Origin of the sequence: Paenibacillus sp. PAMC21692 (assembly GCF_014303795.1) — a bacterium.
GTDB classification, from domain to species: Bacteria; Bacillota; Bacilli; order Paenibacillales; family Paenibacillaceae; genus Pristimantibacillus; species Pristimantibacillus agaridevorans.
The window spans coordinates 3,530,345-3,543,549 of the sequence record NZ_CP060293.1 but is presented as its reverse complement, the minus strand read 5'-3'; the positions used below and the strand labels follow the sequence as shown (position 1 = coordinate 3,543,549).

12 protein-coding genes are annotated in these 13,205 nt (G+C 53.5%); 2 read left to right on the top strand and 10 right to left on the bottom strand.

What is annotated here, in order from left to right; genetic code table 11:
• Positions 1–27: 27 nt before the first annotated feature.
• From H7F31_RS13935 to H7F31_RS13890, 10 genes are all read right to left on the bottom strand, one after another.
• A complete protein-coding gene (locus H7F31_RS13935) occupies positions 28–933 on the bottom strand; it encodes a glycosyltransferase family 2 protein (protein ID WP_187104665.1) in 906 nt (301 codons plus the stop codon).
• Positions 930–2,054: a glycosyltransferase family 1 protein gene (locus H7F31_RS13930; RefSeq protein WP_187104664.1), complete on the bottom strand. Its 1,125-nt coding sequence runs from the start codon at positions 2,052–2,054 to the stop codon at positions 930–932. The genes H7F31_RS13935 and H7F31_RS13930 overlap by 4 nt, the downstream gene beginning before the upstream one ends.
• On the bottom strand, positions 1,945–3,138 hold the full coding sequence (locus tag H7F31_RS13925; RefSeq protein ID WP_187104663.1) for a glycosyltransferase family 2 protein: 1,194 nt from the start codon (positions 3,136–3,138) through the stop codon (positions 1,945–1,947). The genes H7F31_RS13930 and H7F31_RS13925 overlap by 110 nt, the downstream gene beginning before the upstream one ends.
• A complete protein-coding gene (locus H7F31_RS13920) occupies positions 3,098–4,267 on the bottom strand; it encodes a glycosyltransferase family 4 protein (RefSeq protein WP_187105345.1) in 1,170 nt (389 codons plus the stop codon). Before H7F31_RS13920 ends, H7F31_RS13925 begins: the two co-directional genes overlap by 41 nt.
• Positions 4,268–4,291: 24 nt before the next feature.
• On the bottom strand, positions 4,292–5,173 hold the full coding sequence (gene galU / locus H7F31_RS13915) for a UTP--glucose-1-phosphate uridylyltransferase GalU (protein WP_187104662.1): 882 nt from the start codon (positions 5,171–5,173) through the stop codon (positions 4,292–4,294).
• A 22-nt stretch (positions 5,174–5,195) separates the two neighbouring features.
• Entirely contained in the window at positions 5,196–7,028 is a 1,833-nt protein-coding gene (locus H7F31_RS13910; RefSeq protein WP_187104661.1) for a polysaccharide biosynthesis protein, read from the bottom strand.
• 115 nt (positions 7,029–7,143) lie between these two features.
• Positions 7,144–7,812 carry a CpsD/CapB family tyrosine-protein kinase gene (locus tag H7F31_RS13905; RefSeq protein ID WP_087566701.1) on the bottom strand — a complete coding sequence of 223 codons (669 nt, stop codon included), beginning with the start codon at positions 7,810–7,812 and terminating at the stop codon, positions 7,144–7,146.
• Positions 7,802–8,497: a YveK family protein gene (locus H7F31_RS13900; protein WP_187104660.1), complete on the bottom strand. Its 696-nt coding sequence runs from the start codon at positions 8,495–8,497 to the stop codon at positions 7,802–7,804. The genes H7F31_RS13905 and H7F31_RS13900 overlap by 11 nt, the downstream gene beginning before the upstream one ends.
• A gap of 103 nt (positions 8,498–8,600) precedes the next feature.
• Positions 8,601–8,996: a helix-turn-helix domain-containing protein gene (locus H7F31_RS13895; RefSeq protein ID WP_087566703.1), complete on the bottom strand. Its 396-nt coding sequence runs from the start codon at positions 8,994–8,996 to the stop codon at positions 8,601–8,603.
• A gap of 282 nt (positions 8,997–9,278) precedes the next feature.
• Positions 9,279–9,929: a YfbR-like 5'-deoxynucleotidase gene (locus H7F31_RS13890; protein ID WP_108993836.1), complete on the bottom strand. Its 651-nt coding sequence runs from the start codon at positions 9,927–9,929 to the stop codon at positions 9,279–9,281.
• 261 nt (positions 9,930–10,190) lie between these two features.
• On the opposite strand from H7F31_RS13890, the gene H7F31_RS13885 reads away from it, so the two are divergent.
• Positions 10,191–11,177 carry an ABC transporter substrate-binding protein gene (locus H7F31_RS13885; RefSeq protein ID WP_187104659.1) on the top strand — a complete coding sequence of 329 codons (987 nt, stop codon included), beginning with the start codon at positions 10,191–10,193 and terminating at the stop codon, positions 11,175–11,177.
• Entirely contained in the window at positions 11,174–13,186 is a 2,013-nt protein-coding gene (locus H7F31_RS13880) for an iron ABC transporter permease (RefSeq protein ID WP_187104658.1), read from the top strand. The genes H7F31_RS13885 and H7F31_RS13880 overlap by 4 nt, the downstream gene beginning before the upstream one ends.
• The last annotated feature ends 19 nt before the right edge of the window (positions 13,187–13,205 follow it).

Below are 13,205 nucleotides of genomic sequence, written 5' to 3'. Positions count from 1 at the left end.
TTCCCTGTGTAATGGCCGTCAACCCGTCTAGACGATCGTGCGCCGTTTCGTTCGATGAATGTACATATACAAGGCGATGCCCAGCGGCAAGGCCAATAGTGTCGTCAGCTTGCGCGGCGACTCCGCGACGAATGCGGCATTGCGCAGCATAAGGCTGCTGGACACATAATGCACCGCCTCGCGGAATCGGTCTTTATAGGTCGGGGCATGACGCATGGCCGTCTTGCGAAAAAAAGCGAACCCCCGCGGATTGCGGAGATACTGCTTGACCATGTTCATGCTGGAGCCGTCGGCCCGGTATTCGACGATGCAGACAACCTCGTTTAAAACTAGCAGCGGAGCCCTCTGGTCGATCAGTATGTACTTGTACGACAGCGGGCAATACTTCTCGCCCTCGTACAACGGGTACGGCGGACAATCCCGGGTCAGCTCCGAACGGTAGACCAGCTTTTTATCCCCCTTGACCCCATGCTTCGCGTACAGGTCGGATAACGTTGTACTGGTCAAATGCTCAGGCATGCGCGATCCGATGACGGCGCCGTCGGTTGCCGCATCAAGCGCCACGATGCCCGCGTATTCGTCTCCTCCCCGCTCCCGCCAGCAGGTTAATATCGTCTCTACCGCGTTGTCCGCCATATAATCGTCGGAGTCGATGCAGACGTTCAGCTCCGTCCCGATGTTTTCGTATGCCGTGTTGTGCGCGCCGTGCATGCCCTGATTTTCCTGGTATACGTACCAGATCTCGAAATCGGCTTCCAGGGTCCACCTCTTGACAAGCTCCGCCGTATCGTCGGTAGAGCCGTCGTCCACGATCAGCCAGATGAACGTCTTGCACGTCTGCCGCAGCAAGCTCTCGTAACAAAGGTGAAGCGTATAGGCGCGGTTGTAGGTTGGCGTAAAGACGGTCAGCGGCGGCAAATCCTCCTTGTTCATGAACCCTTCCCCCCCGCCCCAATGCGGGCTCTGTAATAATCGCCGAGCCAGTCCGCCATGGATTCCGCGTCATAGCCGCTTTCCCGAAGCTGGCATCTAGTGTCGGCATGCTCGTAGCTCGCGCCGAGCACCGCGGCGCTCCATGCTTCCGGCGACAGCTCGAGCGGGAGAAAGCTTACCCGGCCCGTAATGTCCGACTCCTTCGTAATGCGGTCGGAGACGATGCAGCGAAGTCCCGCGGCCTGCGCCTCGACTAGAACGACGGGCAGGCCCTCGAACAACGAAGGGAAAAGGAACAAATCCATAGCCTGCAGCAGGGCCGCAATATCCCCTCGCACGCCCAGAAATCTCACGGCATGCGCAATGCCCCGCTTCTCCGCCTCCTTCTCCATTAGTTGCCGCAGTTGGCCGTCGCCCGCCAGCACAAGCAAAGTGTTCGGGTTGCGGCGATGTACGGCCTCGAATACCTGGAGCAGGAAGCGATGATTTTTCTGCTCGTTAAATCGGCCTATGTGGCCGATCACGATGGCGTCGCCGGCTCCGAGCTCCTCGCGAACCGCTTGCCTGACGTTTTCGTTGTACCGGAAATCCGCCGCATTCACCGCGTTGTGCAAAACCGTCACCTTGGAAGACGAACCTCCCCGCTTGCCGAACAGCCACTCTCCGGCACGCTCCGAACACGCAAAATAGTCGCTGGGATGGTCCTTGATCGCCATCCGGGCATACAGCCGGAAGGGATATTTGTAATCCAGCCCCAGATCGCTGAGGTGACTGTGAATAATGCGGCAAGGCACGCCGGCCCGGCGGGCCGCGCGAAGCACGAAGCCGCTGTTTTCGTTCATATGGGAGTGGACGATCTTGTATTGCCGGTTGACCGCAAAGAAGGCATCCAGCTCGCGGAAGTAACGCCGGTAGTTGCCCGGCTTGATCTGCGGCATCCGGTAGATATGGCCGCCGAGCGCTCGGATCTCCGCATCATAATGGCCCTCCTCCATACGATGGACGAGGAAGTCAAATTGAATGCCTTTCTTCCGCATTTGACGGTAATAGTTCATGAGCATCGTCTCCAGCCCGCCGCGATTCATGATCGTAACGACCTGCAGAATTCGGAGTGGTTTCACGGTTATTCCTCCCAATCGGCTTCTTGGTACGCACAGCTTCCATTGCAATCAGCATAACGAATACCGGCAGCGTCAATCGCATGCCCGCCATGCGATAGAATAATCGCCAGTGCGGCGGGCATGGCCCCGAGCGGAAGCGCAGCAGCGCCTTGCTGTAGGTTTCGTGCCGCAGCAACTGTCTCAGCTCTCGCAGCTTGCCCCGCATGGAGGAGGGATTGCTGCCGCTGACGATGTTCAGACCCAGTCCCAGCACGTTCATCGCAATCCGATTAGAGAGCCGCTGCCGGCTCTGCTCGTCTTCGCTCCCGCCATTGTCCAGGTAAGCCGACTCCAGACAGCCATAAAGGTTCAGGAACCGCCTGGCCAAGTCAGACTTATAGCGGGTGGTAATGGACTGCTCGTTCGCCCGCCAGTAATGATAATAAGGCCGATTGAGAAACACGAAGGAACGGGCTCGGGTACAGACCGACAGATTAAATAAGGTATCTTCGTTGCTGCCGATGAGGGCAAGATCGGTGAAGGCAATACCGTCCAGTAGTTCCGCCCGGTACAGCTTGTTCCAAACCGTTCCCCAGGCGTCCAGATGTTCGGGCTTCGACACTTCGTCGCCTATAGGCCCCAGCAGTCTGTCCGCTATGCGCAATCGCACCTCGTCGCCGCGATACGCGACATAATCGGGCATGTCGAACCGCTTCGGCCTGGCGAAGCCGCCGAACTCGCTCACATAGGCGCACATGACGATGTCCGCATCCTCCCGCTGCGCCGCATCCAGCAGCTCGGCATACATGCGGCGATGAATCCAGTCGTCTGGATCCACGAAGCCGATGTAATCTCCCGTGCAGCGCCGCAGGCCGGTTGTACGGGCAAAAGCCACTCCTCCATTAGGGACGTCGATTATGGTCAGCCTGGGATCCCGCCCGGCGTATTCCGCTAATAGAGTCAGGCTTCCGTCTGTAGACCCGTCATTGACGGCGATGACCTCCAGTTCTCCATGCGTCTGACTCAGCAGACTGTCAAGGCAGCGAGGCAAGTATCGTTCCATGTTATAGATAGGCACGACGATACTGATCTTCGGATTCCTCACGCGTCACCTCCGACATCAAGGTCAAATACATCTCTCCGAGCTCTCCCATCACCTGCTCCAGCGAATAACGGCGCGCCCGTTCCGCTCCCCGCTCGCCCATACGGCGTCTGGAGTCCCGGAAGTAATAGAGTAGCTGCAGCCGGCTGGCGAACGACTCTACGTCTCCGGCCTCGACGATAAAACCCGTTCGACCTTCATCGATGAGCTCGTTATGACCGCGATTGCGGGTCGCGACGATGGGCAGACCGCATGCCATCGCTTCCATGACATTGACGGGCAGCCCTTCCCTGATACTGGACGCCACGGCCGCGTCGCACATGGGATACAGCTCATCAAGATCATCCCGATAGCCGAGGAATTCGATCATATGCGCAACGCCGAGCTGGATCGCCAGCGCTCTGCACTCATTAAGCAGCGGACCTTCGCCGGCAAGCAGCAGCCTTGCGCCAGGCACCTTGGCCTTTAGCTTGGCAATCGAATAGATCAGCAGGCGATGGTTTTTGTTGCTATTAAATTCAGCGGCGTAGATCAGCAGAAAATGGTCGGGACCGTAATTGAACCTCTCGCGTCTCGCCGTCTTCTCTTCTTCGCCGATGGGAGCATACCAGCCGGTATCGACTCCGACGCCGTGCACATGCGCAATCATGCCCGCTTTGAACGCGGATCGTCCGGCCCTTCCGTAATCTTCTTCATTAATGGTCACGAGACAATCCGTATGGGCCGACAACCATCGTTCGACGGGATAATAGAGCAGCCAATTGAGCAAGGGTGCTCCCTTAAAGAAATGAAAGCCATGGGCCGTGTAGATGACTTTGGTCCCCCTTGTCCGAGCCTCCCTGGCGGCAAGTCTGGCCAAGGCTCCTCCCATGGGCGTATGACAATGAATCATGTCGTAGCCTTCTTTGTCGATAATGGCCTTCAGCATGCGGTAAGCTGACACGTTCTCCCTCTTTAGCGGTGACCGATGAATCGGCAAATCGAACTTAACATCCGTATACGGCAGGTCGAGCGCGCCGCTGGCGGCCACATGCACTTCCCAGCCCATTTCCTGAAACCACTCCATAACAGGCAGATGGAAGGCTCTGAAGTGATAGTCCACCGTCGCGCAGAACAGTATTTTCGGTCGCATGGACATCGCGGTTTCTTCCGCGCCCTATTGAGGCGCGGTCTCCTTCTCCAGCGTTCGGGTCAGATACTCCAGCAGCTCGAATCGGAGCTCCTCCCGCTTCAGCGCGAATTCGATTGTCGTCTGAATGAATCCCATCTTTTCGCCGACATCGTATCGTTTCCCGTCGAACTCGTATGCGAATACGGCCCGCGAACGATTAAGAGCGGCGATGGCGTCCGTCAACTGAATCTCCCCTCCGGAGCCTGGCGCCTGTTCGCCGAGAATATCAAAGATTTCCGGCGTCAGGATGTAGCGGCCCATAATGGCCATATTGGAGGGCGCCTTTTCGCGGCTGGGCTTCTCGACCAGATGATTGATGCGATGGAACGAAGGCTCCATCTCCATCCCGTCCACTATGCCGTAACGGGAGACGGCTTGCTCCGCAACCCGCTGCACGCCGATAATGGACGATCCGTATTGTTCATACTTCTCGATCATTTGTTTTAGACAAGGCTTTGGCGCGTCGATAATATCGTCGCCTAGCAGCACCGCGAACGGTTCGTCGCCAATGAACTTGCGCGCGCACCAGATGGCATGGCCGAGACCGCGCGGCTCCTTTTGCCGGATATAATGGATGTCGACCATATCCGACGACTTCCGCACTTCCTGCAGCAGCTCGAACTTGCTTTTGGCCGTTAGCACTTGCTCCAGCTCCATGGAGTTGTCGAAGTGATCCTCGATCGCGCGTTTTCCTTTGCCCGTCACGATAATAATGTCCTCGATGCCGGACTGGATCGCCTCCTCGACGATGTACTGAATCGTCGGCTTGTCGACGATGGGCAGCATTTCCTTCGGCATCGCCTTCGTCGCCGGCAAAAATCGGGTCCCGAGACCCGCTGCCGGGATGATCGCTTTTCTAACCTTCATGTCTATACCGCTCCCTTCTCATCTATCCCGTAATGGTCGCCAGATTCGACTGCGATTCCGGAACGACATGATTCGCCAGATCCAGCAGCCTGACTTTCAGCTCCGCGCCGTTCATGGCCGGGAAATCCGCAATGATCGCTTCGATCTCCTCGAACAGAATGACGGACGCCTTGCCGACGTAGATCTTTGGATATACCTGCTGTTCCGTAACTTCCTTATCCCCCAGCATTTCTTCGAACAGCTTCTCGCCTGGCCTGATGCCGGTGTACACGATTCCGATCTCTTCGACGGCGTAACCCGACATCCGGATGACGTTTTGAGCGAGATCCGTAATCCGTACCGGCTCCCCCATGTCGAGCACGAAGATTTCTCCTCCCTTAGCCAGCGCGCCTGCCTGGATCACAAGTCTTGATGCCTCCGGAATGGTCATAAAATAACGAACCATATCCGGATGCGTCACGGTGACCGGACCGCCCCGCTCGATCTGCTTCCGAAAGAGCGGGATGACGCTGCCCCTGCTGCCAAGCACGTTGCCGAACCGTACCGCGACATATTTCGTCGAGCTGACGCGGTCCATATGCTGGATGATCATCTCGGCAAGCCGCTTGGTGGCTCCCATGACGCTGGTAGGATTGACGGCTTTGTCGGTCGAGATCATTACGAAAGTCTCGACGCGGGCTTTTCCCGCCGCCTTTGCCGTGTTCAGCGTGCCCAGCACATTGTTCTTGAACGCTTCCTCCGGATTCCGCTCCATCAAAGGCACATGTTTGTGAGCCGCCGCATGGTAGACGACCTGTGGACGATGGTGCAGCATGACCGACATCATTTTATCCGCATCCTGAAGGTCTGCTATTTCCGTATAAAACTTGATTTTCGAATCCTTGAACATCTCCTTGAGCTCCAGCTCTACCGCGTAGATGCTGTTTTCGCCATGGCCCAGAAGCACCAGCTTCTCCGGCAGGAACCGCGAAATTTGCCTGCACACCTCAGACCCGATCGATCCACCGGCCCCCGTCACCAGCACCACCTTGCCCGTTACATAACCGGAGATGCTGTCGATGTCGAGTTCTACGGGCTCGCGTCCGAGCAGATCCTCGACTTGCACGTCGCGGAATTGCGTTACGGAGATGCGTCCTGTTGCCAGATCCTCCAGCATGGGAATCGTCTGCGTCTTCGCCGATGTCTTCGCGCATTCCGTATAGATGTCGTACAATCCCTTCTTGCTAAGCGACGGTATCGCGATAACGATGTTGTCGATCTCGAACGCCTTCGCCTTCGACACGATTTCTTTCACGCTGCCGCATACCGGAATGCCCATAATATCCAGATTCAGCTTGTGCGGATCGTCATCGACGAAAGCGACCGGATACAGCTCGGTTCCGGAGTTGCCCAGAAGCTGCCTGACGAGCATCGTGCCTGCCGAACCCGCTCCGACGATTAGCGTCCGCCTGCGTTTGCCGCTATGCCGGTTAAATCCGCCCCTGACAATTCTCCATAGCAGCCTCGATCCGCAAACGAGCATGAGATGGATAAGCCATATCGAGATCAGCAGCCGCCACTCCGCCTGTTGGTAGACCGCAAGTCCCGCTAGCCCGACGACGGCAACCGACAGCGTGACCGCTCTAAGAATAATGAGAAGCTCGCCAATGCTTGCGTACTCCCAAGCTTTCTTGTAGAGCTTATAGACCGTAAAGAAGCCGTGATGAGCAGCCAGAAGCGCCGCCGCGACGAATAAGTAGGGCGTTCCTCCATTCTCATATGCAGGCTCCAGGAGCAAACGGCCTAACCATACGGCAGCGGCAACAATCGCCGAATCCAGCAGAACGAGCAGCGACAGCCTTCGTCGATACGTCATCTTAATCCTCACCTTTCTTGTTTCAACCACCAGTTGTTCTTTATTAAGAACACCATGACATGAGTCAACGCTTTTTTCTCAAGCCTCGCCGCAAAAAAGCGTTATCCGATCGGGATCATCTAACGCTTCTTTTATTCAGGATCGCTCCGATAATGTTAGCTCCGGCGAATGTCAACGCCTGCTTCGCTTCCAGCGCCTTGGCTTTGGATGTCCTTCCAAAGCGGAGAAGAAGAACAACTCCGTCACACTTGTTTACGAGCGCATTGGTATCTGGGGCCGAGAGCACGGCCGGACAATCAATAACGACCCGGTCGTATAGGGAAGCTGCGGCCTCCAACACTTCCTTCATGCGATAAGAATCCAGCATATCGGTGGAATAGGTATGCTGAACGCCGCTCGTAAGCAGATCCAGACCTTCAATCTCGGTCGGTTGAGCCGCTTCCTTTAACGTCAGCTGGTTGCCAAGCACGCTGGACAAGCCGGGAGACATCTGGATGCCGAACAGCTTGTGCAGAATGGGATTTCGAAAGCTCGCATCGATAAGAAGAACACGCTCCCCTCTTTGCGTCATGCTGATGGCCAAATTAACGGCGGCAGTCGACTTTCCGTCTCCCTCCGAAGGGGAAGTAACGATCAGAGTGCGAATACTCTTGCCCTCCGAGGCGAATTGGATATTGTTGCGGATGGAACGGAATTGCTCGGAGACTCGGTGCCCCGGATGCAAAAAGGTCATCAGACTGCGGTTAACGATTTTTTTGGCGATTTTCGCTTTCTCACGGACCAATACTCTCACTCCTTATTATCGCGGACTTCGGCTTCCTGATCTGCTGGGCTACGGAACGAGATTTGATCCCAGATACCTGCCCCAGCATATTCAGTCCCAGCCTCGTCTCCACATCCTGTTCCGTACGGACGGAATCGTCCAGCGACTCCAGCAAGAAGGCCAACGTTATGCTTAGAATCAGGCCGACGATAAAGGCGATATACACAATCGTATTGCTAGTCGTATTTATCGGAACGGGATTGGGCTCGGCGGCGGTCAGCAGCCGGATGTTATGGACTCCTAGCGTATCCATCGCTACCTCCCGGTAATGATCGACGATCGCATTTGCGACATCTGCCGCCCGTTCGGGATGACTGTCGAGCACGCTAATAACCGTAATCAGAGAGGAGTCTACGCTGTCAACGCGAATCTGGCTTCTGAGCTGTCCCGGCGTAGCATTAAGCTGGAGCTCGTTGATGACTCCGTTCAGAACGATCGGCTCGCGTACGAGCGCTCTGACAGTCGTCATCATTTCGCTGTTGGCGGAGATGATCACGCGAGTGGACGATACGAAGACTTGCGGCTCCGGCCTAGAATTGTAGAGAATGCCAAGTACTGTGAGCAAGCCGGTAATAAGCGCGATTAACCATAACCTCTTTTTTATCGTCTGAAATACAATTCTCAAGTCGATTTCCCTAGTTTCCATTCATACACCCACTCATATCGTTAGTTATATAGAACGCTAACCCAAGTGTAGTTCTTTATATAGAACATGTCAATACGGTTGAACTTCAAATTTTTGTGAACTTTTAGTGATCGATGTGGAGAATAATGATGTTCGACGTTTTCTTTTTGCCGGGCACGAGCCCCTCGTCCTTCCACTTATGCGATCTCACCAGGTCCTTCAGCGCGCGGAAATCCCCGGAGCTCATCCCCTCGTCGACCGCGTCTCGCAATATCGAATGCCATTCCTCGTCGAGCACATCCTCCACGGATACTTTTGGAGCAAGCTCTTCGCCGAGCAGATATTCCATATTGGTGTCCAGATGATAGGCGATTTTAGCCAGCACCTGAAGGGAAGGATTGTTTTGCACGTTGCGTTCGATGTAGCTCAAATACGATTTCGATACGCCCGCCAGATCCGCGAGTTTCGTGATCGAATATCCCTTCTTTTCCCTTAGCGATTTGATCCGTTCCCCAATCATAGTCGTCTCCTTCAATCAGATTAGATCCGTATCGATGGCCTTAGCAAACGTAACGGTTATCGGGAAGTCGTTATAACGTACATTTCCTTTATTGTAGTTCTTTAAAGAGAACAGGTCAATACCCGACATGATAGGCTTTTCATGAAAAAAGATTCATAATCATTCGTTATAGTGAACAACTTAACTTTGGCGCTCTTTGCTTAAAACGCCAAAAAAGCTGGCTGCTCGTCCGCCAAGGAGGCTCGAGTAACCAGCTTTAGTTCCGATACAACATAGTAGCCTTCATTGCTCCATCCCGTTCCGCCTGCCGCCAAGCGCTTCGTCCGTAATGCTGCGAATGTCGACCCGAGAGACGATCTCGTCGTTCACCATGTCCGGCAATATTTGATCCAAAAAATAATCGACGCAGTGCAGCCGGATATGACTGATCTTGATTAACGCATGACGGTACATCTCGATAAATTCCTTCTCGGTGTTGCCGCGCTTGAGCTCCGCAAACGCCTCGTATACCTGGTCGAGCTTGTCTGCCACCTCCAGAATCAGACCCTCCGTCGAATTGTCCTTCCCTTCCTGCAACTGTCTGCGGAAAATCGGCTTGAATTCCTCGGGAATATGTTCTTCGATGAAACGATCAACCATCCCTTCCTCTACTTGCTGAATCAACGCTCTGAGCTCTCTTGACGCGTGTTTGACCGGCGTCTTGATATCGCCGATAAATATTTCACCGTAATCGTGGCTGCTCGTAATTTCGTACAGCTTCTTCCAATCGACGGTAACGCCGTTTCTTTCCTCGATGTCCGCAAGCGTTTTGGCGTATTGAACGACCTTCCACGAATGGGCCGCGACGCTGTGTTCCTCGAATTTAAATTTGCCCGGGCATCTGTAGATTCTCTCTAACTCGTTAAGCGACCAAAAATATTGATGAATCCCCATCTGGGAAACCTCCTTGCCTTGTCTAGGCTGCGTATATTTGTTTATCATGAGCTCCTTGTCAGTATAATGCTCTACTGTTATCTCGGGATGAAAGCTGATCGCCACTTTCGTAAAAAACAATCGCAGCGCTTGATAGAAAATGTCATGATTAAAGGTTATTGACAGCATCTACTAAACAATGATAATCTCATTGATGTTGCAATTAATATTGATTCTCATTATTAATTGCTACGAACTATAGCGATATCAGGGGGAACCATAATGAAGCGTTTTTTACAGATCAGTATCGTGTTATTGTGTATCGTATTTATCATCGCGGCTTGCGGCTCAAAAAATTCGGACAATACCAACAGTAATGTTGCTAATAACGCCAATACGAGTGGTCCAATCGTTATTAAACACGGAAAAGGCGAGACTACGCTTGACAAACCTGCTGTGCGAGTCGTCGCCTTGGAGTGGATCTATTCCGAGGAACTCATTGCGCTGGGCATTCAGCCTGTAGGCAATGCCGACAATGCGGAATATACGCTTTGGGTGACCGACGAAGCGGCACTCGCTGATAACGTTACGGATGTCGGCTTGCGCTGGGAGCCCAACCTGGAGACGATCGCGACATTAAAGCCAGATCTTATTATCTCGAATACAGACAATAACGATGCGATCTACAATCAACTTAATGATATTGCGCCTACAATTGAATTTGATCCCTATCCAAACGAAGGGGACGCCTATACCGGGATGGTCAACGATTTTAAAACCATTGCTGCTGCAGTAGGCAAATCGGCGGAAGCCGATAAAGTACTCGCAGACCTTGATGCTCATTATGCGGCGGCTAAGGAAAAACTTGCGGCAGCCGGCAAAGACAAATTCAATTACGTCATTACCCAAGCCTTCAGCAGCCAGAATGCCGCTACGTTGAGGATGTTTACGGATACGTCGACTGTCGTTCAAACACTCGATCGTATCGGGTTAACCAGCGACTGGAAATCGGAGAAATTCGAGAAGTATGGATTTACAGATACCACCTTTGAAGCTCTGCCGGCAGTCAGCGACTCCAATTTCATCTACATCGTTCAGGAAGACGATAACGTTTTCGGCGACTCGGTAAAGGATAATAAAGTTTGGAACGGTTTGAATTTCGTAAAGGAAAATCGGACTTACGGCATAGGCGGAGACACATGGACCTTCGGCGGTCCCCTCTCCTCCAAAGTATTGGTTGACCGCGTTGTTGCAGCTATAACAAAATGAGAATCATTGGTTTATTCGGGGGCGGCTTAGCCGCCCTCTTGATTCTGTTGATAGCCAGTCTGTGCTTCGGAGAAGCGCAAATCACTTTCAAGATCGTGATGGAAGCCCTATTCCATCGTCAGGATCAGCTCTTGCATAATTTGATTTGGGATATGCGCATGCCTCGAGCGGTATTAGGAGTATTATCCGGGGCAGGGCTTGCAGTAGCCGGGGTCTTGCTGCAAACCGTTACTAAAAATCCGCTGGCTTCCACCGATACGCTTGGCATTAATGCCGGCGCTTATTTTATGGTTGTTGCTGGAACGATCTATTTCCCCAGCCTGCTACACCAGTCGCCGTTTCTCTTTGCCGCCGCCGGCGGAAGTTTAGCTGCAATGTGTGCTTATGTTCTCGGAGGCGGTCGAGCTTCGAGTCCCATCCGACTAGCTCTTGCCGGCATGATCGTAGCTATGGTCATTGGTTCCTTTACAAGCGCTCTGCATATCTTCCATGCAACAAAAACACAGTCGTTGTTTTTATGGGGATCTGGCTCGCTCTCCCAGCTTGATTGGAAAGGCGTTGCATATGCTTGGCCTGGAGTCTGCGCAGTTATAATCATCGCTTTTTTTATGGGCAAACAATTCGATGTATTAAACCTGGATCAATCCACCGCCGCATCATTAGGCCAGAGGGTAGCACTAACCCGCTTTGCAGGCTTGGCGATTGCGGTGCTTGCCGCTTCAGTCGTAGTCAGCGTAGCCGGACCGATCGGATTCGTAGGTCTTGTCGCCCCGCACTTGGTGCGTCTTAGCGGCTTGCGCAAGCACAATTGGCTTATTCCCGCCGCTGCTCTATGGGGAGCCGTATTGCTCACTGCGGCAGACATTATGACACGCATGATTCGCAGCAGTATGGGCGAAATGCCCGTAGGAGCCATGATGGCAATCATCGGAGCACCATGGCTAATCTGGCTCATACTCAAAAAGATGAAGGGGATTACGGGCTCCTTAGCCGCTTCCATGTCTATTGGCAGAAATCGCGTTCATATTCGCTTCCCGCTACTCGCATCCATCGTGCTTCTTCTGGTTGTCTCATTCATTCTTGCAAGCATGACGATGGGCGGCACGCGTATTCCGCTAAGCCAATTATTCGCCAGCTTGATTGGATCCGACGAAGCGGAATCCTATTCCATCCTCTTGAATTTGCGATTGCCTCGCACCCTGGTTGCCGCAGCCGCAGGAATAGCTCTGAGCGTTAGCGGAGTTCTGATCCAGGCTTCCGTTCGCAATCCATTAGCCGATTCTTCTATCCTGGGGGTGACATCGGGGGCTGGCTTCGGAGCGCTGCTTGTGCTTATTGCATGGCCGCAACTTCCGATCGTATTTCTTCCGATCGCCGCTGTAGGCGGAGCTATAATTGCCGCGGCCGTCATATTTCTGTTCGCGTGGCGAAAGTCGCTTAATCCGTCGGTTCTTATTCTTCTGGGAATCGCGGTATCCGCTATCGGCTCCGCGGGCATTCAAGCCCTTATCGTACTTGGGCCATTATGGGGCAGTACGGGCTATATATGGTTGACAGGTTCGACTTACGGTCGCACATGGGATCAATTTCATATCATCTGTCTATTTCTGGCCGTGCTCCTTCCGCTTGCGTGGTGGCTCGGTCGCAAGTTTGATTTGCTCGCGTTCTCTGACGACAGCTCGATTGGATTCGGTTTATCCGTGCGCAGAACAAGACTCGCTGCAATGACTGTAGGCGTTCTTCTCTCTGCAGGCGCTGTCGCTACTGTAGGGACCGTAGGTTTTCTAGGCTTAATCGTCCCTCATATGGTAAGAAGCATAATCGGGCATAACACGCGGCAATCCATCGTATTATCAAGCTTGCTTGGGGCTCTGTTTCTTGTATTGGCCGACGCTATCGGTCGAACGGTACTTGCTCCCGTCGAAATCCCGTCCGGCCTACTCATTACACTAATCGGCGCGCCTTATTTTCTATTTTTAATGTTTCGGTCACATACAAAGAGGCTATAAACAAACAGCTCGTAAAGGT

Excerpts from the sequence above, each read along its gene's own strand:
- H7F31_RS13935 (WP_187104665.1), bottom strand. The coding sequence starts at position 933 with ATGAACAAGGAGGATTTGCCGCCGCTGACCGTCTTTACGCCAACCTAC.
- H7F31_RS13920 (WP_187105345.1), bottom strand. The coding sequence starts at position 4,267 with ATGCGACCGAAAATACTGTTCTGCGCGACGGTGGACTATCACTTCAGA.
- galU (WP_187104662.1), bottom strand. The coding sequence starts at position 5,173 with ATGAAGGTTAGAAAAGCGATCATCCCGGCAGCGGGTCTCGGGACCCGA.
- H7F31_RS13910 (WP_187104661.1), bottom strand. The coding sequence starts at position 7,028 with ATGACGTATCGACGAAGGCTGTCGCTGCTCGTTCTGCTGGATTCGGCG.
- H7F31_RS13900 (WP_187104660.1), bottom strand. The coding sequence starts at position 8,497 with ATGGAAACTAGGGAAATCGACTTGAGAATTGTATTTCAGACGATAAAA.
- H7F31_RS13895 (WP_087566703.1), bottom strand. The coding sequence starts at position 8,996 with ATGATTGGGGAACGGATCAAATCGCTAAGGGAAAAGAAGGGATATTCG.
- H7F31_RS13890 (WP_108993836.1), bottom strand. The coding sequence starts at position 9,929 with ATGGGGATTCATCAATATTTTTGGTCGCTTAACGAGTTAGAGAGAATC.
- H7F31_RS13885 (WP_187104659.1), top strand. The coding sequence starts at position 10,191 with ATGAAGCGTTTTTTACAGATCAGTATCGTGTTATTGTGTATCGTATTT.
- H7F31_RS13880 (WP_187104658.1), top strand. The coding sequence starts at position 11,174 with ATGAGAATCATTGGTTTATTCGGGGGCGGCTTAGCCGCCCTCTTGATT.